Origin of the sequence: Limnohabitans sp. Rim8 (assembly GCF_945901735.1) — a bacterium.
In the GTDB taxonomy this organism is placed as follows: domain Bacteria; phylum Pseudomonadota; class Gammaproteobacteria; order Burkholderiales; family Burkholderiaceae_C; genus Limnohabitans_A.
The window spans coordinates 57,763-78,290 of record NZ_CAMDLM010000008.1; the positions used below are offsets into that span (position 1 = coordinate 57,763).

The 20,528-nt window shown below is 62.4% G+C and carries 22 protein-coding genes; 17 read left to right on the top strand and 5 right to left on the bottom strand.

The features are described 5' to 3' along the window. Positions 1-93: 93 nt before the first annotated feature. Entirely contained in the window at positions 94-375 is a 282-nt protein-coding gene (locus Q0O99_RS05770; protein ID WP_293749476.1) for a DUF3567 domain-containing protein, read from the top strand. A gap of 7 nt (positions 376-382) precedes the next feature. On the opposite strand, the gene Q0O99_RS05775 is transcribed toward Q0O99_RS05770, so the two are convergent. Continuing rightward, a complete protein-coding gene (locus Q0O99_RS05775; RefSeq protein ID WP_293749478.1) occupies positions 383-1,459 on the bottom strand; it encodes an AbrB family transcriptional regulator in 1,077 nt (358 codons plus the stop codon). 31 nt (positions 1,460-1,490) lie between these two features. Then, on the bottom strand, positions 1,491-2,825 hold the full coding sequence (locus Q0O99_RS05780; RefSeq protein ID WP_293749480.1) for an aminotransferase class III-fold pyridoxal phosphate-dependent enzyme: 1,335 nt from the start codon (positions 2,823-2,825) through the stop codon (positions 1,491-1,493). Between the two features lie 199 nt (positions 2,826-3,024). Here Q0O99_RS05780 and purU point away from each other — a divergent pair, with 199 nt between their 5' ends. The 3 genes from purU (at position 3,025) to Q0O99_RS05795 (ending at position 6,502) form a co-directional block, all read left to right on the top strand. Beyond that, positions 3,025-3,873: a formyltetrahydrofolate deformylase gene (gene purU, locus Q0O99_RS05785; protein ID WP_293749481.1), complete on the top strand. Its 849-nt coding sequence runs from the start codon at positions 3,025-3,027 to the stop codon at positions 3,871-3,873. A gap of 89 nt (positions 3,874-3,962) precedes the next feature. Further along, a complete protein-coding gene (locus Q0O99_RS05790; protein WP_293749483.1) occupies positions 3,963-4,838 on the top strand; it encodes a LysR substrate-binding domain-containing protein in 876 nt (291 codons plus the stop codon). A gap of 155 nt (positions 4,839-4,993) precedes the next feature. Further along, positions 4,994-6,502, top strand: coding sequence for an FAD-linked oxidase C-terminal domain-containing protein (locus tag Q0O99_RS05795; RefSeq protein WP_293749484.1), 1,509 nt, complete (start codon positions 4,994-4,996; stop codon positions 6,500-6,502). Between the two features lie 31 nt (positions 6,503-6,533). Here the strand turns inward: Q0O99_RS05795 and radA are convergent, their stop codons facing one another. Both radA and Q0O99_RS05805 read right to left on the bottom strand, forming a co-directional pair. Further along, entirely contained in the window at positions 6,534-7,919 is a 1,386-nt protein-coding gene (gene radA, locus Q0O99_RS05800; protein ID WP_293749486.1) for a DNA repair protein RadA, read from the bottom strand. Between the two features lie 28 nt (positions 7,920-7,947). Next, the gene (locus tag Q0O99_RS05805) at positions 7,948-8,997 is read right to left on the bottom strand and encodes a nitronate monooxygenase (protein WP_293749487.1); all 1,050 of its coding nucleotides are present in this window, start codon (positions 8,995-8,997) and stop codon (positions 7,948-7,950) included. A gap of 291 nt (positions 8,998-9,288) precedes the next feature. Between Q0O99_RS05805 and hpaR the strand changes: the two genes are divergently transcribed. The 13 genes from hpaR (at position 9,289) to Q0O99_RS05870 (ending at position 19,528) form a co-directional block, all read left to right on the top strand. Further along, the gene (gene hpaR / locus Q0O99_RS05810) at positions 9,289-9,780 is read left to right on the top strand and encodes a homoprotocatechuate degradation operon regulator HpaR (protein WP_293749489.1); all 492 of its coding nucleotides are present in this window, start codon (positions 9,289-9,291) and stop codon (positions 9,778-9,780) included. After that, positions 9,777-10,409 (top strand): fumarylacetoacetate hydrolase family protein, encoded by a 633-nt coding sequence (locus Q0O99_RS05815; RefSeq protein ID WP_293749491.1) that lies wholly within the window; start codon positions 9,777-9,779, stop codon positions 10,407-10,409. The genes hpaR and Q0O99_RS05815 overlap by 4 nt, the downstream gene beginning before the upstream one ends. Next, positions 10,406-11,170 (top strand): fumarylacetoacetate hydrolase family protein, encoded by a 765-nt coding sequence (locus tag Q0O99_RS05820; protein WP_293749493.1) that lies wholly within the window; start codon positions 10,406-10,408, stop codon positions 11,168-11,170. The genes Q0O99_RS05815 and Q0O99_RS05820 overlap by 4 nt, the downstream gene beginning before the upstream one ends. Positions 11,171-11,172: 2 nt before the next feature. Next, entirely contained in the window at positions 11,173-12,642 is a 1,470-nt protein-coding gene (gene hpaE / locus Q0O99_RS05825; protein ID WP_293749494.1) for a 5-carboxymethyl-2-hydroxymuconate semialdehyde dehydrogenase, read from the top strand. A gap of 69 nt (positions 12,643-12,711) precedes the next feature. Continuing rightward, positions 12,712-12,987, top strand: coding sequence for a hypothetical protein (locus Q0O99_RS05830; RefSeq protein ID WP_293749496.1), 276 nt, complete (start codon positions 12,712-12,714; stop codon positions 12,985-12,987). Beyond that, positions 12,984-13,379, top strand: a complete 396-nt coding sequence (locus Q0O99_RS05835; protein ID WP_293749497.1) for a type II toxin-antitoxin system VapC family toxin — start codon at positions 12,984-12,986, stop codon at positions 13,377-13,379. The genes Q0O99_RS05830 and Q0O99_RS05835 overlap by 4 nt, the downstream gene beginning before the upstream one ends. A gap of 20 nt (positions 13,380-13,399) precedes the next feature. Beyond that, positions 13,400-14,326 carry a 3,4-dihydroxyphenylacetate 2,3-dioxygenase gene (gene hpaD, locus Q0O99_RS05840; protein WP_293749498.1) on the top strand — a complete coding sequence of 309 codons (927 nt, stop codon included), beginning with the start codon at positions 13,400-13,402 and terminating at the stop codon, positions 14,324-14,326. A 94-nt stretch (positions 14,327-14,420) separates the two neighbouring features. Next, positions 14,421-14,858 (top strand): 5-carboxymethyl-2-hydroxymuconate isomerase, encoded by a 438-nt coding sequence (locus Q0O99_RS05845; RefSeq protein ID WP_293749500.1) that lies wholly within the window; start codon positions 14,421-14,423, stop codon positions 14,856-14,858. Positions 14,859-14,951: 93 nt separating this feature from the next. Further along, positions 14,952-15,767: a 2-oxo-hept-4-ene-1,7-dioate hydratase gene (hpaH, locus tag Q0O99_RS05850; protein WP_293749502.1), complete on the top strand. Its 816-nt coding sequence runs from the start codon at positions 14,952-14,954 to the stop codon at positions 15,765-15,767. Positions 15,768-15,944: 177 nt separating this feature from the next. After that, positions 15,945-16,760: an aldolase/citrate lyase family protein gene (locus Q0O99_RS05855; RefSeq protein WP_293749503.1), complete on the top strand. Its 816-nt coding sequence runs from the start codon at positions 15,945-15,947 to the stop codon at positions 16,758-16,760. 77 nt (positions 16,761-16,837) lie between these two features. Further along, complete coding sequence (locus tag Q0O99_RS05860; protein WP_293749505.1) at positions 16,838-17,626, top strand: class II aldolase/adducin family protein; 789 nt, start codon at positions 16,838-16,840, stop codon at positions 17,624-17,626. Beyond that, entirely contained in the window at positions 17,623-18,606 is a 984-nt protein-coding gene (locus Q0O99_RS05865; protein ID WP_293749506.1) for a 2-dehydropantoate 2-reductase, read from the top strand. The genes Q0O99_RS05860 and Q0O99_RS05865 overlap by 4 nt, the downstream gene beginning before the upstream one ends. 4 nt (positions 18,607-18,610) lie before the next feature. Continuing rightward, positions 18,611-19,528, top strand: a complete 918-nt coding sequence (locus Q0O99_RS05870) for an EamA family transporter (RefSeq protein ID WP_293749508.1) — start codon at positions 18,611-18,613, stop codon at positions 19,526-19,528. Between the two features lie 14 nt (positions 19,529-19,542). Here the strand turns inward: Q0O99_RS05870 and Q0O99_RS05875 are convergent, their stop codons facing one another. After that, entirely contained in the window at positions 19,543-20,448 is a 906-nt protein-coding gene (locus tag Q0O99_RS05875) for an NAD(P)-dependent oxidoreductase (RefSeq protein ID WP_293749510.1), read from the bottom strand. Positions 20,449-20,528: the final 80 nt, after the last annotated feature.

The following is a 20,528-nucleotide window of genomic DNA, read 5'->3' on the forward strand; positions in this document are numbered from 1 at the left end:
CCTTATGGCCCAGCGCGCACCAAAAACCCCACCCACTTGAAGTTGTTACATGTGCACCCACTTGCAAACCACAAGTTGAGGGAGAATGAACGCATGAACCTGTTGTACGAATCGGAAACCTTCGCCGTGATGCACATGCTGGCCAACGCGCCGGTCGAAACATCCGCCCCCAGCCGCCAACCCCAGCTGGAGCGCCATGGTTTTGAAATCGTGGACAAACGCTCGGGCAAAGAGGTTTACCTGGACGGCTCTTGGGCCGAGATGTTCCAGCAGCAAATTCAGGCCTGGCAACAGCACACCCCCACCCAAGAAGAAGTCGAAAACACGCTCGAGGGCTACACAGGCTTGGCCCAGCAGCCCGTGCTGGTGCACTGAGCAACCCTCAGGCCTTGGCCAGCCGGCGCGCCAGCCAGGCAAACAGCGGCCCCACAATCAGCAGCACGGCCACCAAACGGCACACCTGAAAAGCCGTGACCACCGGCACCCCCAGCTGCAGCACCTTGGCCGTGATGGCCATCTCGGTGATGCCCCCGGGTGCTGTACCCAAGACCAACATGGCCGGGTGCAAGCCCGTACCCCATGCCAGGGTCAAGCCAAACAGCACGGACGCGCCCATCATCCACACCGAGCCCCAGGCCACCGAGGCCAGCCAGCGGGGTGCCGTTTTGACAAATTCGCGCCGAAACCGGATGCCCAAGCTCACGCCGATGACCAACTGTGCAGCGTTGGACAGTGCGTTGGGTACAGCCGACCATTCCCAGCCCGCCAGGGTCACCGCCATCGACGCCAGCAGCGAACCCATGAACCACGGGTTGGTCCGACCCAGCTTCAGCAACACCCAGCCGCCAGCCGCCGTCACCAGGCCCAACCATAGCAAACCCGGCCATTGCGCCAGGCGAGGGCCGGGCAACAAGGAAGCGTCCACCGTCAAACCCCACTGGTGTTGTGCCCACTGCATGCCAAAAGGCACGGCAATGACGACCATCACCAGGCGCATGCTGTGCGCTGCCGCCACCAGATCGGTGCGTGCCCCATAGCGTTCGGCCAGCAGCGTCATCTCGGACGCACCGCCAATCGAGCCGGAAAAATACGTGGTGGCAAACAGGGCGCGGGGCGATAAATGCGCCAACTCAGCACCATGCTGGCGCTGCAACCACAGACCAAACAAGGCCCCCAGCGCCAGCGCCCACACCACGGCCAGCGCAATGGCCCACCACTGGGCCAGCACCAAGGCGCTGACCTGGGGCGTGAAATACAGGCCCAGCGCGGCCCCGATGACCCATTGACCGCTGTTGCGCAAAAGGTTGGAACTGTGTGTGGGGGCACCCGCCATAGAAGCCAGGGCGGTGACCAGCAAGGGCCCCAGCATCCAGGGAATGGGCGTGCCCAACCAGACGCACCCCTCGGCCGCAAGCCAAGCGGCGGCCAAAGTGCCCAAGGTGCGCTGCCAGAACTTCAAGCGTTCACCCCGGCACCGACTGCCCAATGCATCAGGCGTGATGGCGGATGCTGTCAGCGACCGTCTGCACGATTTGGTCGATGTGCGCGTCTTCCACGATGTACGGCGGGCAAATCACGATGTTTTCGCCGGCCGGACGCACCCACACACCGTGGTGGAAGCAGTCCATGAAGATGTTGTAAGCCCGCTTGCCCGGTGAGCCAGCGATGCTGGCCAGCTCCACCGCCCCGGCCAAGCCCAAAGTGCGGATGCCGATCACATTGGGCAAGCCCTTCATGGCGCTGTGCATCGCGTCGCCCAGTTTCTTGCCTTGCTGGCCCGCGCGGGCAAACAGGTTTTCTTCCTTCATCAGGTCCAGGGTGGCAATGGCCGCTGCACAGGCCACAGGGTGGCCCGAATAGGTGTAGCCATGGAAAAACTCGATGGCGTGGTCTGGCGCGTTGGCGTTGATCATCGCGTCGTAGATGAAGTCGCGGCAAATCACGCCACCCAGCGGGATCACGCCATTGGTCACCGCTTTGGCAAAGTTCAGCATGTCGGGCACCACGCCGTAAAAGTCAGCGCCGAAGTTCACGCCCAAGCGGCCAAAGCCGGTGATCACCTCGTCAAAGATCAGCAAGATGCCATGCTTGTCGCAAATCTCACGCAAGCGTTTGACATAGCCTTTGGGCGGCAGGTACCAACCCGCGCTGCCCGCAATCGGCTCCACGATCACCGCCGCCACGTTGCTCGGGTCGTGCAGCACCAGGATGCGGTTTTCCAGTTCGAGCAGCGGGTCTTCGGCCCACACGGGCTCTTCGTGGTGGATATAGGCATGGTTCACCGGGTCGTGGATGAAGCGCATGTGGTCCACACGCGGCAGCAACTGCGCGCCATACACCTTCCGGTTGGCGGGCAAGCCCCCCACACTCATGCCGCCGAAGTTGACGCCGTGGTAACCCTTTTCGCGGCCAATGAAGACATTGCGGTGGCCTTCACCCCGGGCGCGATGGTAGGCCAGTGCCACTTTCAGGGCCGTGTCTGCGGCCTCAGAGCCCGAGTTGCAAAACAGCACCTTGTTCAGGTCGCCGGGGGCCATGTCGGCAATCATCTGTGCCGCCTTGAAAGCCTTGTCGTTGCTGGCCTGAAACGCCGTGGCGTAGTCCAGGGTATCGAGCTGCTTTTTGATGGCCTCGTTGATCGGGCGGCGGTTGTGCCCCGCGCCCACGCACCACAGGCTGGAGATGCCGTCGATGATTTTTTTGCCGTCGTGCGTGGTGAAATGTATGCCTTCGGCCCCCACAAACACGCGTGGGTCTTGTTTGAAAGTGCGGTTGGGCGTGAAGGGCAACCATTGGTTGTCCATGTTCAGGTCGGTGTGGGCCATGGCAAAAGCTCCTGATTGATTGCAACAAACAAGCGTGACAGTTTACGCCTGCCACAGCACCGGCCATAGAGACAGGACACGGTCGACTGTCCAACACCGGACAACGACATCCCACCAGGCCTCTTCAAAGGGGTTCTCTACAATAGCGCCCTCACAAGCCGCCTGTCTAAAACAAGCGATTTTCACAAGCATTCCACCCATGACCACCACCTACACCCTCACCCTCTCTTGCCCCGACCGCACCGGCATCGTGCATGCCGTGTCGGGCTTTTTGCTGGAGCGGGGGGGCAACATCGAAGAGGCGGCGCAGTACAACGACCACGACACGGGTCTGTTTTTCATGCGGGTGCAATTCGCCTGCGATCAGAGGGATGGCGACGCCCTGAACGCCCAGTGGGCTGCATTTGCCCAGACCTTTCAAATGAAATGGGACCTGCACGCCACCGCCCAGCCCATGCGCACCGTGATCATGGTCAGCAAGGAAGGCCACTGCCTGAACGACTTGCTGTTTCGCTGGAAGAGTGGCCTGCTGCCGCTCGATATCCGCGCCATCGTGAGCAACCACCGCGAGTTCTACCAACTGGCCGCCAGTTACAACGTGCCGTTTCACCACATCCCGGTGACCAAGGACAACAAGGCGCAGGCCGAAGCCAAGCAATACGAAATCATCCAGGCCGAGGGGGCCGAATTGGTGGTATTGGCGCGCTACATGCAAATCTTGTCAGACGACCTTTGCCGCAAACTGGCCGGTCGGGCCATCAACATCCACCACAGCTTTTTGCCCAGTTTCAAAGGGGCCAAACCCTACTACCAAGCGCACGACCGGGGTGTGAAACTGATCGGTGCCACCGCCCATTACGTGACGGCCGACTTGGACGAAGGCCCGATCATTGAGCAAGACGTGGCTCGGGTGGACCACAGCAAAACCGTGGAAGACCTGACCGCCCAGGGCCGCGACACCGAAAGCCAGGTGCTGGCCCGCGCCGTGAAGTGGCACAGCGAGCACCGCGTGCTGATCAACGGCCACAAGACCGTGATTTTCAAATAAGTATCTTTGCGGGACAGATCTTCAGCTCTGTCCCCAACCGATTAAGCTTGGTGAAAATGATTTTCAACGCCGCCCCCAACTGATTGACCATGTCCGCCGCCTCACGCATTCCGCCCATTCAGTGCCTGCTCACGTTTGAGGCACTGGCCCGATTGCGCAGCGTGACCCAGGCCGCTGAAGAGTTGTGCGTGACGCCCAGCGCAGTGAGCCACCGTGTCAAGCAGTTGGAACAAATCATTGGCACCAAACTTTTTGGCCGGGCCGATTTTTCACTCACCACCGAAGGCAACGAATACCTGGCCCATGTGCGCGAGGGCCTGGTGGCGCTGCAGCGCTTTCCCAGCGCCAGCAACACGCCCGGACGCCGCAAGCTGCGGCTGGCGGTCACGCCCACCTTTGCGCGCTCGGTGCTCATGCCGCGCCTGAAACACTTTCTGGACGCTTACCCCGAAATCGACATCACCTTGCAGGTCAGCATTCCCCTGCTCGACGTGGTGGCCGAAGACGCCGACCTGACGGTGCGTTTTGGCACCGGCCGTTATTCGGACGTGGAGCACGTGTGTCTGGCCAAGGACGACGTGACACCCCTGGCCTCACCCGCCTGGCTGCGCGAAAACGGTCCTTTTGCCAGCGCCGAAGACCTGCAGGGACAACCCCTGCTGCGCAGCCCCCTGGAGCCTTGGCGCACCTGGTTCGCTGCACATGACCTCGACTGGCCCGAGCCGATCGACGGCTCGTCGTTCAACGACATCGGCCTGATGTGCGACGCCGCCGCCCAAGGCCTGGGCATCGGTCTGATCCGCACCAAGCTGGGCGCGCCTTGGCTCGAGAGCGGCCAGCTGGTACGCTTGTTCGAGCGCAGCGTGCCCAGCCCCCACGCCCATTACCTGTGCTGGCGCACCGGAACCATGGAGCGTTGGGAATGTGCTACTTTTGCCGACTGGCTACAAAAAGCGCTGGCCTGACATGTCGGGGCTGAAGCTGCCGACCTGCACAAAGCCCTCCCCTTGTCCAACAGGCTGTTGTGACGGCTAAATTCACAAGTTCTTCAAAGATTCTTCAGCCCCACGCAGCGGGCTTGCGCGTACAGTCAAGCCCTCATTTCAAGGTTTTGCATGCCATGAGCGCCCACACCCCTGTCGAAACACAGCAATTGACCGCCACCGAACGTGCCCAGCGCCAACGCGCTGTGGTGCAGGCCTTAGGTCGGGTGCTGCCCACCGATGCCATTCTCTACACCCCCGAAGACACCACGCCCTACGAGTGCGACGGCCTGACTGCTTACCGAGAGCGTCCTCTGGTGGTGGCCCTGCCGGAAACCGAGGCGCAGGTGCAGGCCGTGCTCAAAGCCTGCCACGCCTTGGCGGTGCCCGTGGTGGCACGCGGCGCAGGCACGGGTTTGTCGGGCGGGGCCATGCCGCACCGCATGGGTGTGACGCTGTCGATGGCGCGCTTCAACCAGATCAACACCGTCGACCCCGTGAGCCGCACGGCCTTGGTGCAGTGCGGTGTGCGCAACCTGGCCATCAGCGAGGCGGCCGCGCCCTACGGCCTGTATTACGCACCCGACCCGTCCAGCCAGATCGCCTGCACGATCGGCGGCAACGTGGCCGAAAACTCGGGCGGGGTGCACTGCCTCAAATACGGCCTCACGGTGCACAACGTGCTCAAAGTGCGCGGTTTCACCGTCGAAGGCGACCCGATCGAATTTGGCAGCGACGCGCTCGACACCTCCGGCTACGACCTGTTGGCCGTGCTGGTGGGCAGCGAAGGCATGCTGGCCGTGACCACCGAAGTCACCGTCAAACTGGTGCCCAAGCCGCAGCTGGCGCGCTGCATCATGGCCAGCTTTGACGACGTGCGCAAAGCCGGTGACGCGGTGGCCGCTGTCATTGCCGCAGGCATCATCCCGGCCGGGCTGGAGATGATGGACGGGCCCATGACGATCGCAGTCGAAGACTTTGTGCATGCAGGCTACGACCTGAGCGCGGCGGCCATTTTGCTGTGCGAGAGCGACGGCACGCCCGAAGAAGTCGAAGAGGAAATCGGCCGCATGAGCGAAGTGCTGCGCCACTGCGGGGCTACAGCCATTTCGGTCAGCCGCGACGAGGCCCAGCGTCTCAAGTTCTGGAGCGGTCGCAAGAACGCCTTCCCCGCATCGGGCCGCATCAGCCCCGACTACATGTGCATGGACTCAACCATCCCGCGCAAGCGCTTGGCCGACATCCTGCAAGCCATCCAACAGATGGAAGAAAAGTACGCGCTGCGCTGCCTGAACGTGTTCCATGCGGGCGACGGCAACCTGCACCCGCTGATTTTGTTCGATGCGAACGATGCCGACCAGTTGCGCCGCTGTGAGCTGTTTGGCGCTGAAATTTTAGAGACCAGCGTGGCCATGGGCGGCACCGTGACAGGCGAGCACGGCGTCGGCATTGAGAAAGTGAACAGCATGTGTGTGCAGTTTTCCGCCGAAGAAAACGAACAGATGTTCGCCGTCAAACGCGCCTTTGACCCGCAAGGCCTTTTAAACCCCGGCAAGGTCATCCCGACGCTCAACCGCTGCGCCGAGTACGGCCGCATGCTGGTGCGTGCAGGCGCCATCAAGCACCCGGAGTTGGAACGTTTCTGAGGGTCTTGGCAAAGACCTCAGGGGCGCGCCCTCAGTCCAGCCCGCGCACCACCTGCATGGCCTCTTCGATGCGCTCCACCGGGTAGATGGTCAGGCCTTCAAAGGCCTTGTCGTTTTTCTTGGGGGCGTTGGCCTTGGGCACCACCGCCACCTTGAAGCCGAGTTTGGCCGCCTCCTTCAAGCGGTCCTGTCCGCGCGGTGCTGGGCGCACTTCACCGGCCAAGCCGACCTCGCCAAAGGCAATGAAGCCTTTGGGCAAGGCTTTGCCACGCAGGCTGCTGGTGATGGCCAACATGACCGCCAAGTCGGCCGCGGGCTCGCTGATGCGCACGCCGCCCACCGCGTTGACAAACACATCCTGGTCCATACAGGCCACGCCCGCATGCCGGTGCAGCACCGCCAGCAGCATGGCCAGGCGGTCGCGGTCCAGACCCACAGACAGGCGCCGTGGCGAAGGGCCACCGCTGTCCACCAGTGCCTGGATTTCCACCAGCAGCGGGCGCGTGCCCTCCAGCGTCACCATCACGCAGCTGCCGGGAACGGGCTCGGCGTGCTGGCTCAAAAAAATGGCGCTGGGGTTGCTCACGCCCTTCAGTCCTTTTTCGGTCATGGCGAAGACGCCGATCTCGTTGACTGCACCAAAGCGGTTTTTGATGGCGCGGATAAGGCGGAAGTTCGAATGCGTGTCGCCCTCAAAGTACAGCACCGTGTCCACCATGTGCTCGAGCACACGGGGGCCAGCCAGCGCACCTTCTTTGGTGACGTGGCCCACCAGCACGATGGTGGTGCCGGTGGATTTGGCGGTGCGCGTCAGGTGCGCGGCACATTCGCGCACCTGCGCCACCGATCCCGGAGCGCTGGTCAGCTGGTCCGAATACACCGTCTGGATCGAGTCGATGATGGCGATGCCCGGTTGGCGCGATTGCAACGTGTGCAGGATCTTCTCGAGCTGGATTTCGGGCAGCACCGGCACTTGCGAGTCGGGCAGACCCAAGCGGCGCGAGCGCATGGCCACTTGCGCGCCACTTTCTTCGCCCGTCACATACAGGGTGTTCATGCCGCTGCGCTGCAGCGCATCCACCGCCTGCAAGAGCAAGGTGGACTTGCCGATGCCGGGGTCGCCGCCGATCAGCACCACGCCGCCTTCGACCATGCCGCCGCCCAACACCCGGTCAAGCTCGTCGATGCCGGTGGGGTGGCGTTCAAAATCGGCCGCTTGAATCTGGGCCAATGGCAGCACTTCAGACGTGGGGGCCAGCGAGGCGTGTACCGAGCCAAAGCGGTTTTTGCCCACAGCAGGTTCAGACGAGCCCTCGATCAAGGTGTTCCAGGCGTTGCAGCTCGGGCATTTGCCCATCCAGCGGGCGCTGGTGCCGCCGCATTCGGTGCAGGTGAATATCGATTTGTCTTTGGCCATGGGACGCAAGTGTGCCTGAGGCTGGGGCTCAGGCTGCGTGCCAAGCGCGCAGAAAATCTCGGGTGATGTCGGCCGCAGCAGCGGTGCGGCAAACGCTGGCGTTTTGGCCAGACCACAGCGGCGTGAAGTCGCTGCTGCCCTGCGCCTCAGCGGCTGAGCGCAAGGGTGCGATGCCGGCTGTGGCCATTGGAAACGCCGGGGCCTGTGCGCACAGAGACCCCAACTCGCGCATCAGCCGGTTGACGATGCCGCGCGCTGGGCGTCCGCTGAACACATTGGTCAAAGCCGTGTGCTGAGCAGCGGGCGATTGCAAGGCCGCGCGGTGCAGCGCACTGGTGGTGGCTTCGTGGCTGCACAAATAAGCGGTGCCCATTTGCACGGCCGATGCCCCCAGCGCCTTGGCCGCGGCCACCCCCTGCACAGTGGCGATGCCGCCAGCGGCGATGACCGGCAACTGCACGGCCCGCACGATTTGCGGCAACAGGGCGAAGGTGCCGATTTGCGTGCTCAGGTCTTCGGTCAGAAACATGCCCCGGTGGCCCCCGGCTTCAAGCCCTTGGGCAATGATGGCGTCTGCGCCATGGGCCTGCAGCCACTGCGCTTCGGCCACCGTGGTGGCCGATGACAGCACCAGCGATCCCCAGCTTTTGACGCGGGCCAGCAAGTCGGGCGCAGGCAAACCGAAGTGAAAACTGACCACGGCGGGGCGAAAGGCTTCCAGCACATCGGCGCTGTCATGCCCAAAAGGCACTCGTCCTGGGCCGCCGGGCATATCGGACGGGTCCAGTCCGAATTCGCGGTAATAGGGGGCAAGGGTCTGCTGCCAACGGGCTTGGGCTTCCAGCGAGGGCGCGGGCGGCGAGTGGCAAAAAAAGTTGACGTTGTAGGGCGCACGGGTGGCCACCGTCAGGGCTTGAAGTTCGGCCTGCAGGGCGTCCGGGCTGAGCATGGCCGCAGGCAGTGCACCCAGCCCACCGGCTTGGCACACGGCCAAGGCCAAACGGTGGTTTTGCGCGCCCGCCATGGGGGCTTGAAAAATGGGCGCGTTCAGACCCCATTGTGTGAAGGCATGTGACATGGGGTCCACTTTAATGCCTGATCGGCGTACGTTTGAGTTTGTTGCGGTTTTTCAGCGCGGTGCGGGGACATGAAAGCCATTCGCACACCAAGCTCGCCGCATGACGGCCTGCGGTGTGATCGACGCACTGGGCCTGTGCTGCGCCCTATTTTTACATTAGAAATAGCGTATTCAATGTCGTTTAATTTTTTTTAGTTCCCATTAACATGAGGGTACTTGTTCACCCCTTTGCAAAAAAAAGGGAAAACACCCAGATCAAAATCTGGCTGATCAATTAACATGTTAAATAACATGTCAACCACCCCATTCCTCCACCGCAACCTGCCGCGCCTGCTTTTGCAGGCACGCGAGTCGGTCATGGGCCACACCCGGCCCAGCCTGCGAGCGCAGGGCTTGTCCGACCAGCAATGGCGGGTGTTGCGGGTACTGGGTGAACACGCCCACGACAGCGGGGTGGAAACCGGCCGAGTGGCCAAAGAGGCGTTTTTGCTCGGACCCAGTCTGACGGGTGTGCTCACCCGGATGGAGCGTGACGGTCTGATCGAACGCCAACGCTGCCCGCAGGACGCCCGAAGGACGGTGGTTCGTGCAACGGAGGTCGGATTGGCCAAAGTGCAGGCCTTGTCGCACGGCATCGAAGTTCACTACGCTTGGATGGAAGAACAACTGGGCAAAACCGCCTTGCAAAATTTGTATGCCTTGCTCGACCAAGTGATCGCCCTGGAGGGCGATGGACCTGCCAAGCCACCAGAGTCACCCCGCAAAAAGAAAGCTGCACCATGAAGCATTGGCAACCTGCTGGCACCGTGTACGGCTGCCTGCTCAATTTTCAGCGCGAATGGGACCTGTGGGCCCCGCGCATGGCACAAGAACCGCACAAAGGCCCACCCAAGGCACCCGTGCTCTATGTCAAATCGGCCAACACCTTCAACCCAAGCGGAACATTGGTGTTGCAAGACGGGGTGCAAGAGGTGGACATCGGCGCCACGCTCGGTCTGGTGATGGGTGCCCAAGGCACACCGGTCAGCGTGGTCCTGCTCAACGACTGGTCCGTGCCTCACGACAGCTATTACCGACCGCCCGTCAAGTTCCGTTGCCGCGATGGTTATTTGGGCTGCGGCTCCCCTCCGGTGCCTTGGGCAACCCTGAACCCTTCCGGGCTGAGCATCACGGTGCAGCTCAATGGCCAGCGCGTTCAGACCGTGCAACTGTCCGAACTGGTGCGGCCTGTGGCGCGTTTGCTGACCGATGTGGCCGAGTTCATGACCTTGCAAGCGGGCGATGTGCTGATGCTGGGCACCGATGTGCTGGCCAACGGCCAAAGACCTCGCGCCCGTGCCGGCGACACCGTGTGCCTGACCGCTACCGGCTTTGCGCCTTGGGTTCAAACCGTGCAGGGAGAGGCCGCATGAAACACGCACGCATTGCTTGGTCTGGGGCCATCCAGCACGCCATCGAATCCGACGGCCAATTGCTGATCACCCAAGGCCCGCACAAGGGCCACCGCGTGGGCTTTGACGACGTGGTCTGGCTGCCGCCCCTGGCCCCCGTGCCGCAGCCGCGCAGCGTGATCGCGCTGGGCCTGAACTACGCCGACCACGCCAAGGAACTCGCCTTCAAAGCCCCCGAAGAGCCGCTGGCTTTCATGAAGGGTGAGGCCTCGCTGATCGGCCACAAAGCCCTCACGAAGCGCCCCGCTGATGTGAAGTACATGCATTACGAATGCGAGCTGGCCGTGGTCATTGGCCGCACCGCACGCCGCGTGAAGAAGGCCGACGCTATCGACTACGTGGGCGGTTACACCGTGGCCAACGACTACGCGATCCGCGACTACCTGGAAAACTGGTATCGCCCCAACCTGCGCGTGAAAAACCGCGACACCTGCACGCCGGTTGGGCCCTGGTTGGTGGATGCGGCGGATGTGCCTGATCCCATGGCGCTGGCCTTGCAAACCACTGTCAATGGCCAAGTCACGCAAAGCGGCAACACCGCCGACATGGTGTTCGATGTGCCCACGCTCATCGAATACTTCAGCAGCTTCATGACCCTCAACCCCGGCGACCTGATCCTGACGGGCACGCCCGACGGCATCGTGAACGTGAACCCCGGGGATGTGGTGGTCACCGAAATCGAAAGCATCGGGGCATTGACCAATACCCTCGTGAAAGCATGAACATGAAAATCGACCACCTCATCAATGGTATCCAAGTCGCAGGCCGCGACTACTTTGAGACCGTTAACCCTGCCACCCAAGAAGTGCTGGCCGAAGTGGCCTCGGGCGGCGAGGCGGAAGTCAACGCCGCTGTCGCCGCCGCCAAAGCTGCTTTCCCGAAATGGGCCAATACGCCAGCGACTGAGCGCGCCAAGATCATGCGCAAGCTGGGCGACCTGATCACCAAGCATGTGCCCGAGATTTCGGAAACCGAAACACGGGATTGCGGTCAGACCATCAGCCAGACCGGCAAGCAATTGGTGCCGCGCGCAGCCGACAACTTCCACTACTTTGCCGAGATGTGCACCCGCGTGGACGGCCACACTTACCCCACGCCTACACACCTGAACTACACGCTGTTTCACCCTGTGGGCGTGTGCGCGCTGATCAGCCCGTGGAACGTGCCTTTCATGACCGCCACCTGGAAGGTCGCACCCTGCCTGGCTTTTGGCAACACCGCCGTGCTCAAAATGAGCGAACTCTCGCCCCTGAGCGCAGCCCGTCTGGGCGAGTTGGCGCTGGAGGCGGGTGTGCCCGCAGGCGTGCTCAACCTGGTGCACGGCTACGGCAAAGAGGCGGGCGAGCCGCTGGTCTCGCACCGCGATGTGCGCGCCATCAGCTTCACCGGCTCCACTGTCACCGGCAACCGCATCGTGCAAAGCGCAGGTTTAAAGAAGTTCAGCATGGAGCTGGGCGGCAAGAGCCCCTTCGTGATCTTTGAAGATGCCGACCTGGACCGCGCTCTGGATGCTGCCCTCTTCATGATCTTCAGCAACAACGGCGAACGCTGCACCGCAGGCAGCCGCATCCTGGTGCAGCAAAGCATCTATGCCGACTTTGCCACCAAGTTTGCCGAGCGCGCCAAGCGCATCACGGTGGGCGACCCGCTCGACGAGAAAACCATCGTCGGCCCGATGATCTCCAAAGCGCATCTGGCCAAAGTGCGCAGCTACATCGAACTCGGCCCCAAGGAAGGCGCCACCCTGCTGTGCGGTGGCTTGGGCCAGCCCGGCTACGCGGCCGATTTGCCCGCGCATGTTCAGCACGGCAACTTCGTCTGGCCCACCGTGTTTGCCGATGTGGACAACCGCATGCGCATTGCCCAAGAAGAAATCTTCGGCCCGGTGGCCTGCCTGATCCCCTTCAAAGACGAGCAGGACGCAATAGCAAAAGCCAACGACATCGACTACGGTTTGAGCAGCTACGTCTGGACCGAAAACCTCGGCAAGGCCCATCGCGTGGCGGCAGCGGTGGAGGCAGGCATGTGCTTTGTGAACAGCCAAAACGTGCGCGACCTGCGCCAGCCCTTTGGCGGCACCAAGGCCAGCGGCACCGGCCGCGAAGGCGGAACCTGGAGCTACGAAGTGTTCTGTGAGCCCAAGAACATCGCGGTGTCGCTGGGTGGTCATCACATTCCGCATTGGGGCGTATGACAAACCTACGTCATCTGTCATACTTGACGTCATACATTCATCTCGAATGTGTATGACAAGGAGTGAGCCATGCTGTCTGTCCGCCTGCCCGAAACCGTTGAACGCGAATTGACCCAGTATTGCGCTGTGCGCAAACTGAGCAAATCGCACGTCGTGCAAGAAGCCCTGGCCGAGTATTTGGTGGCAGCCAAAACGGCCTCCGGCCACAACGCGGCACCTGAGCCCGATCTGTCGTTTCTGGCGCCGGAGGACCCGATCCGTCAATTCATTGGCATCGTCAAGGATGGCCCCAGCACAGACGAATGGATGGCCATCACCCGCGGCGAGGACTGGAACAAAACATGATCCTGGTCGACACCAACGTCTTGCTCGACATCTACAAAGCCGACCCGATCTGGATGCCTTGGTCTTTGCAACAACTGCGCAGCGCCAAAGCCGGAGAACTGGGCACCAACATGGTGGTCTATGCCGAACTGGCTGGGCACCCGGGAGAACCTGCCCATCTGGATACTTTTCTGGACACACTGAATATCCGCTTGGCAGAGCTGACGAGACCTGCAGCCAGGCTGGCCGGACAAGCTTTTCGTCAGTACCGCCGACAAGGCGGCACAAAAACCGGCGTGTTACCCGCTTTCTTCATCGGGGCTCACGCCCAAGCCGAGGGCTTTCAATTGCTCACCCGCGATGCAGGCCGCTACCGCAGCTACTTTCCAGACATTGATCTGATCTGCCCCTAAACGTCACCACAGGACACCCCATGGGCCAACTTGCACTCGCCGCCAAAATCACCCACGTGCCCAGCATGTACCTGAGTGAGATCCCAGGCCCCCGCTTTGGTACACGCCAAAGCGCCATCGACGGCCACAAGGAAATCAGCCGCCGCTGCCGCGCCATGGGCGTGGACACGCTGGTGGTGTTCGACACGCACTGGCTGGTCAATGCCGGTTACCACATCAATTGCGGCCCGCACTTCAAAGGTGTGTACACCAGCAACGAACTGCCGCACTTCATCAGCAACATGGCCTTTGAGTCACCTGGCAACCCGGCGCTGGGGCACTTGCTGGCCCAAGTGGCCAACGAGTACGGCGTGGAAACCCTGGCCCACGACGCCACCACCTTGCAGCCCGAATACGGCACCCTGGTGCCGCTGCGTTACATGAACGAAGACCAGCACTTCAAAGTGATTTCGGTCTCGGCCCTGTGCACCTCGCACTACCTGAACGACAGTGCCCGCCTGGGCTGGGCCCTGCGCGAGGCGGTGGAAAAGCATCACGACGGCAAGGTGGCTTTTCTGGCCAGTGGCTCGCTCTCACACCGCTTTGCGCAAAACGGTTTGGCCCCGGAGTTCGCCCACAAAATCTGGAGCCCCTTCCTCGAAAAACTCGACGAACAGGTGCTGCGCATGTGGGATCAACGCGAGTGGAAGGACTTTTGCGAGATGCTGCCCGAATACGCCAGCAAGGGCCACGGCGAAGGCTTCATGCACGACACGGCCATGCTGATGGGGGCACTGGGTTGGACCGATTACGACGGTGCGGTGGACATGGTGACCCCGTATTTCGGTGCCAGTGGCACGGGCCAGCTCAACGCGATTTTTGAGGTGACGCCGCAAAAGGGCGCGCACATTCCACCCGCGCAAGCCAGCAGCGCGGCGGGTTACACGGCTGTGAGCACCAGGCTATGAACTTTCCCCGTAGGTCGGCGGCTTTAGCCCCGACATGGTCCTTTGCCGAACCACGAATGTCGGACCTGAAGGTTCGACCTACAAAGACCTAGCCATGCCCCATCTCGTCATCCTCTACACCGGGCAATTGGACGCCGAAGTCCAGATGACCACCTTGTGCCGCCAGATGGCCAACGCCATGCTCACCGTCAAAGACGAAGAGGGCAAACAGGTTTTCCCGACTGGCGGCACGCGTGTGCTGGCCTACCCCGCGCCGCATTACGCGGTGGCCGATGGCGGGGCAGCGGGGCAGGCAGCCGGTGATTCAGGTGACTACGCCTTTGTGTACCTGAACGTGCGCATGGGCCGGGGCCGCAGCGAGGCCACGCAGCAACGCGCTGGGCAAACCCTGCTCGAAGTGGCCAAGGCCTTTTTTGCCCCCGTCATGGCCCAGCGCCACATCGGCATCACGCTGCAAATCGATGTCGGCCCCGAAGTGTTTGACGCCAAGCTCAGCAATCTGCACCCGCTGTTTCAGAAAGCCCAACCATGAAGATGCGCACTTTGTGTAGGAGCGGTCTCCGACCGCGATCAAGCTTTCAAACAAACACATCGCGGTCAGAGACCGCTCCTGCGGAGGCACACCATGTTTGACGACGCATTGATCCAGCAGCTCGCGCACGAGCTCAACCAGTCCGAAAAATCCCAGGTGCAGATCGAGCACTTTTCTAAGCGCTACCCGGGCATGACCATCGAAGACGGTTACCGCATCAACCGCGCCTGGATGCAGCTCAAGTTCGCCGAAGGGCGCACCCTGATCGGGCACAAAATTGGCCTGACCAGCCGCGCCATGCAAGTGTCCAGCCAGATCGATGAACCCGACTACGGCACCCTGCTGGACGACATGCGCTACGACTGCACACCCGGCCAGGTGCTGGACATTTCCTTCACCGATTTCATCGCGCCACGCGTCGAGGTCGAGCTGGCCTTCGTCCTTAAAAAAGAGCTGCGCGGCCCCAACGTGACCGTGCAACAAGTGCTCGAGGCCACCGATTACGTCACGCCCGCCATCGAGATCATCGACTCGCGCATCGAGCAGTTCGACCGCCACACCCAGGTCATGCGCAAGGTCTACGACACCATCAGCGACAACGCGGCGAATGCGGGCATCGTGCTCGGGGCCAAGCGGGTCGATCCGCTGACCACCGACTTGCCCTGGTGCGGCGCGGTGCTGCGCCAAAACGGCGTGGTCGAAGAAACCGGTCTGGCCGCTGGCGTGCAAGGGCACCCCGCAGTGGGCATCGCCTGGTTGGCCAACAAGTTGGCGCCATGGGGCGAGCACCTGCAAGCGGGCGAAATCGTGCTGGCCGGTTCGTTCACCAAACCGGCGGTGGCCAAAGTGGGCGATGTGTTTGATGTGGACTATGGGCCGCTGGGCAAGCTGGAGTTCAAATTCGTTTAACACCAGAATGTTTCGAACGCCCGCGCTGGTCGGGTCCGGGGGGCCTGGCTGGGCGATGTGGCAAAGCGAAGCGCCTCTGAGCCCGGACAGGCCCACCGGACCCGATCAGCCCCCTCATCGAAGCCACGACACCCTCAACCTGCCAACCTTGACCCCATCAACGAGAGGAACTTAGCCATGAACACCCCTGTGAACTTATTCAAACAAGCTCTTTTAAACAAACAGCCCCAAATCGGCCTCTGGATGGGTCTGGCCAGCGCCTACACCGCCGAAATCTGCGCCTTGGCGGGGTTTGACTGGCTGGTCATCGACGGCGAGCACGCGCCCAACGACTTGCACAGCATTCAGTCCCAACTTCAGACCGTGGCCGCCTACCCCACCAGCCACCCGGTGTGCCGCGTGCCTATGGGCGAGACGGCGCTGATCAAGCAATACCTCGATTTGGGCGCGCAAACCATCCTGGTGCCCATGGTCGACACCGCCACGCAAGCCGCGCAACTGGTGCAAGCCATGCGCTACCCACAAGACGATGGGCAAGGCGGCGTACGCGGCATGGCCGGGGCGCGCGCTTCGCGTTGGGGTCATTTACAGGATTACTTTCAACGCGCCAACGAAGAGGTCTGTCTGTTGGTGCAAGTCGAATCACGCGAAGCCCTGAACAACCTCGATGCGATTGCCGCCACGCCCGGGGTCGATGGTGTGTTCATTGGCCCGGCCGATTTGTCGGCCAGCATGGGCCATGTGGGCAACGCCGCACACCCCGAAGTGCAAGCGGCCATCGAAGACGGCATTGCCCGCATATTGAAAGCGGGCAAAGCCCCAGGCATCCTCTCTCCTGACCGAACACTGGCCGCTCATTACCTGAAGCTGGGCGCGGTGTTTGTCGCCGTGGGCCTGGACACCCAACTCTTGATGCGACACACCACCGAGCTGGCGGCGCATTTCAAATCAGCCACCCCCGTGGTCGCACCCGCCAAAGGCGCGACTTATTAATTGGGATCTGACCCCAATTATTAATTGGGATCTGACCCCAATTAAGTGCCCCCAATTCAATGAACAAGGAAACGACGATGTTCCCCTCCCCCCAACCGGTGGTGCCCTCGCTGCAAGCGCGGGTGCACCCTGACGAATGGCAAGCCCGACTGGAGCTGGCCGCTTGTTACCGTGTCTTTGCCCTGCTGGGCTGGACCGAGATGATTTACAACCACATCACGCTGCGCCTGCCAGACAGCGTCACGGGGGGCAACAAACACTTTTTGATCAACCCCTTTGGCCTGCACTACAGCGAGGTCACGGCCAGCAACCTGGTCAAGATCGACGTGCAAGGCCGGGTACTGGATGGCTCGCCTTACCCTGTCAACCCCGCGGGCTTCACGGTGCATGCCGCCGTGCACGAAGGCCTGGCCGGAGCGCATTGCGTGATGCACACCCACACCACGGCGGGTGTGGCGGTAGCCTGTGTACAAGGCGGTTTGCAGCAGACCAATTTTTACAGCGCCCAGCTGCACAACATGGTGGCTTACCACGACTTCGAGGGCATCACCATCCACGCGGACGAAGCGCCGCGCCTGCTGCGCAGCATCGGCGACAAACAAGCCGTCATCTTGCGCAACCACGGCCTGCTGGCCTGGGGGCACACCTTGGCGCAAACCTTTGCGGTGCTGTGGACCTTGCAGCGCGCCTGCGAAATCCAGCTGGCCACGTTCAGCATGGGCCAGCCCATTGCTGTGCCCGAGGCCATTGCCGACAAATGCACCCGGGACGCCTTGCAGTTCAACCCGAACCACGGCGCGGGCCAAGACGTATTTCAATCGCTGGTGCGCCAAGTCGACCGGCAAGACAAGGGGTGGCGCGCATGAAAGTCTGTATCTACGGCGCTGGCGCCATCGGCGGCTGGATCGGAACGCACCTGGCGCAGCAAGGCTGCAGCCTGAGCGCGGTGGCGCGAGGCGCCACATTCGAAGCCCTGCAACAAAATGGCTTGGTGCTGCTGCAAGCTGATCAGGAAATTCGCACCTCACTGATCGCACGCGAGAACCCGGCCGATCTGGGCGTGCAAGACCTGGTGATCGTGGCCGTGAAGGCGCCCGCCATGGCCGACGTGGCCCGGCGCATCGGGCCACTCATCGGCCCCAACACAGTCGTACTCACAGCAATGAACGGCGTGCCGTGGTGGTTTTTGCAAGGCTTTGGCGGCAGCTTGTCGGGCACCACCTTGCAATCGGTGGACCCGTCTGGCGGGATTGCCCAGCACATCCCCGCCGACCGGGTGATCGGCGGTGTGGTGCACGCCAGTTGCATGGTGGACATGCCGGGCGTGATCCGTCACCACTTTGGCAACGGCTTGATTGTGGGCGAGCCCAGTGGGGCCGACACGCCGCGTGTGCAGGCGCTCGTGGCCTTGTTGGTGCAGGCGGGTTTCAACGCCACAGCCTCACCCCAAATTCAGAAAGACGTTTGGTACAAGCTCTGGGGCAACATGACCATCAACCCCATCAGCGCCTTCACCGGGGCCACCACCGACGTGATCCTGGACGACCCGCTGGTGCGCGGCTTTGTCTCCAGCGTCATGCTCGAAGCCAAGGCCATTGGCGAGCGCATCGGCATCCCAATCGCGCAGACGCCCGAAGACCGCCACGCCGTCACGCGCAAACTCGGGGCCTTTCGCACCTCGATGCTGCAAGACGTGGACGCGGGCAAGCCGGTCGAACTCGATGCCCTGGTGGCCTCGGTGCGGGAGTTGGGCCAGCTGACCGGTGTGGCCACGCCCTTCACCGACGCCTTGCTGGGCCTCAGCCGCCTGCATGCCAGGGGCTTGGGGCTCTACCCGCCACCATGAGCGCATGAGCTCACTCCGCCTTTCCTCGCCGCCGGGTTTGACCGGTGCCGCCTTTGGCACCTTGCTGCTGATCGCCTTCATGATGGGGGCCAACCATGTGGCTGCCCGCACCGCTTTCAACCATGGGCTGGACGTGGTGACGGCGGTGACGGTGCGCAGCGTGGTCACCGCCAGCGTGGTGGCGCTGATCTTGTGGCAGCAAAAAGTGGCCTTTCGGGTTTTGCCCGCGCAGCGCAAATACCTGGCCGCGGTGGGCCTGCTGATCGCGGTGCAAAGCGTGTGTTTGTATTCGGCGGTGGCGCGTTTGCCCGTCGCCCTGGCCTTGCTGGCCTTCAACACTTACCCGCTGACCACGGCCCTGTGGGCCAGGATGTTGTACGGCCACCGACCCGAGCGCGCCGTGCTGTGGGCCATGCCGGTGATGGTGGCTGGTCTGGCCTTGGCGCTGGACGTGCTGGGCGCGGCCTCGGGCCTGGGTGCGGCGCGGCAATGGACAGAGATTGGGGCGGGCGTGGGTTTTGCCCTGGCTGCTTCGGCCACCTTTGGGCTGGCCTTGGTGCTCACCCAGCACGAGACGGTGGGGGTGGACGGACGTCTGCGCACCTTCACCACCATGGCCACCGTGGGCGTGCTGGCCGCCAGCGTGGCCATCACGCAAGGTAGCTTTCAGTGGCCGCAGGCCGTGCCCGGTTGGTGGGGTCTGGCGATGCTGACTTTTCTGTATGGTACGGCTTTCACCATCATGTTCACCGTGCTGCCCAAGTTGGGCGTGGTGGGCAACTCGGCCATCATGAACGTCGAGCCCATCTTTGCGCTGGTGCTGGCCTGGGCACTGCTGGGCCAGGCCATCGCCCCCATGCAGTTGCTGGGGGCGGCCGTGGTGGTGGCCGCCGTTCTGTGGCTGGGCTTGCGCAAGCCCTGAGGTTCAGTGCGAATTCAGCGCAAGCGGCGGATCAGGCTGGAGGTGTCCCAACGGCCGCCACCCATTTTTTGCACATCGGCATAGAACTGGTCGACCAGCGCGGTGACCGGCAGGCGCGCCCCGTTGCGCTTGGCTTCGTCCAGCACCAGCCCCAAGTCCTTGCGCATCCAGTCCACTGCGAAACCGAATTCAAATTTGTCGTCGGCCATGGTCTTGCCGCGGTTGTCAAGTTGCCAGCTTTGCGCGGCACCCTTGCCGATCACTTCCAGCACCTGGTGCATGTCCAGACCCGCTTGCTGGCCAAAGGCGATGGCCTCGGACAGGCCTTGCACCAGGCCCGCGATGCAGATCTGGTTGACCATCTTGGCCAGCTGGCCCGCGCCCGATGCGCCCAGCAAAGTGAAGGCCCGCGAGAACGCCATGGCTGCTGGCTTGACGGCATCAAAGGCGACTGCGTCGCCACCGCACATCACGGTAAGCATGCCGTTTTGCGCACCCGCCTGGCCGCCCGAGACGGGGGCGTCGACAAAGTGCAGGCCCAGCTTTTGGGCTTCGGCGTACAGCTCGCGTGCAATCTCAGCAGACGCCGTGGTGTGGTCTACAAAAATGGCACCGGGCTTCATGCCGACAAAGGCGCCGTTCGGGCCCAAAACCACGCTGCGCAAATCGGCGTCGTTGCCCACGCAGGCATACACGATGTCCACACCGGCAACGGCCTCGCGTGGCGTGGGGGCACTGGCGTTACCGGGGCATTCGGCCGTCCAGGCGGCGGCTTTGGCCGCACTTCGGTTGTACACGGTGACGTGGTGACCGGCACGGGCCAAATGGCCCGCCATGGGGTAGCCCATCACACCCAGGCCCAAAAAGGCGACTTTTTTGGCGGGGGCGGCTTCGTAGGTTTTGGCAGCAATTTGGCTCATGGCGTGTCTCGTTGTGGAGTGGATAAATAGGCTATTTTGGCAGCCCGTGGGTGGTCTGGTGTGCACCGGGTGCTTTGGGC

Coding starts and splice junctions, on each gene's coding strand:
- Q0O99_RS05830 (WP_293749496.1), top strand. CDS start 12,712: ATGCTGTCTGTCCGCCTGCCCGAAACCGTTGAACGCGAATTGACCCAG.
- hpaE (WP_293749494.1), top strand. CDS start 11,173: ATGAAAATCGACCACCTCATCAATGGTATCCAAGTCGCAGGCCGCGAC.
- radA (WP_293749486.1), bottom strand. CDS start 7,919: ATGGCCAAAGACAAATCGATATTCACCTGCACCGAATGCGGCGGCACC.
- Q0O99_RS05815 (WP_293749491.1), top strand. CDS start 9,777: ATGAAGCATTGGCAACCTGCTGGCACCGTGTACGGCTGCCTGCTCAAT.
- Q0O99_RS05835 (WP_293749497.1), top strand. CDS start 12,984: ATGATCCTGGTCGACACCAACGTCTTGCTCGACATCTACAAAGCCGAC.
- hpaD (WP_293749498.1), top strand. CDS start 13,400: ATGGGCCAACTTGCACTCGCCGCCAAAATCACCCACGTGCCCAGCATG.
- purU (WP_293749481.1), top strand. CDS start 3,025: ATGACCACCACCTACACCCTCACCCTCTCTTGCCCCGACCGCACCGGC.
- Q0O99_RS05790 (WP_293749483.1), top strand. CDS start 3,963: ATGTCCGCCGCCTCACGCATTCCGCCCATTCAGTGCCTGCTCACGTTT.
- Q0O99_RS05875 (WP_293749510.1), bottom strand. CDS start 20,448: ATGAGCCAAATTGCTGCCAAAACCTACGAAGCCGCCCCCGCCAAAAAA.
- Q0O99_RS05870 (WP_293749508.1), top strand. CDS start 18,611: ATGAGCTCACTCCGCCTTTCCTCGCCGCCGGGTTTGACCGGTGCCGCC.
- Q0O99_RS05860 (WP_293749505.1), top strand. CDS start 16,838: ATGTTCCCCTCCCCCCAACCGGTGGTGCCCTCGCTGCAAGCGCGGGTG.
- Q0O99_RS05820 (WP_293749493.1), top strand. CDS start 10,406: ATGAAACACGCACGCATTGCTTGGTCTGGGGCCATCCAGCACGCCATC.
- hpaR (WP_293749489.1), top strand. CDS start 9,289: ATGTCAACCACCCCATTCCTCCACCGCAACCTGCCGCGCCTGCTTTTG.
- Q0O99_RS05780 (WP_293749480.1), bottom strand. CDS start 2,825: ATGGCCCACACCGACCTGAACATGGACAACCAATGGTTGCCCTTCACG.
- Q0O99_RS05770 (WP_293749476.1), top strand. CDS start 94: ATGAACCTGTTGTACGAATCGGAAACCTTCGCCGTGATGCACATGCTG.
- Q0O99_RS05865 (WP_293749506.1), top strand. CDS start 17,623: ATGAAAGTCTGTATCTACGGCGCTGGCGCCATCGGCGGCTGGATCGGA.
- Q0O99_RS05855 (WP_293749503.1), top strand. CDS start 15,945: ATGAACACCCCTGTGAACTTATTCAAACAAGCTCTTTTAAACAAACAG.
- Q0O99_RS05795 (WP_293749484.1), top strand. CDS start 4,994: ATGAGCGCCCACACCCCTGTCGAAACACAGCAATTGACCGCCACCGAA.
- Q0O99_RS05845 (WP_293749500.1), top strand. CDS start 14,421: ATGCCCCATCTCGTCATCCTCTACACCGGGCAATTGGACGCCGAAGTC.
- hpaH (WP_293749502.1), top strand. CDS start 14,952: ATGTTTGACGACGCATTGATCCAGCAGCTCGCGCACGAGCTCAACCAG.
- Q0O99_RS05805 (WP_293749487.1), bottom strand. CDS start 8,997: ATGTCACATGCCTTCACACAATGGGGTCTGAACGCGCCCATTTTTCAA.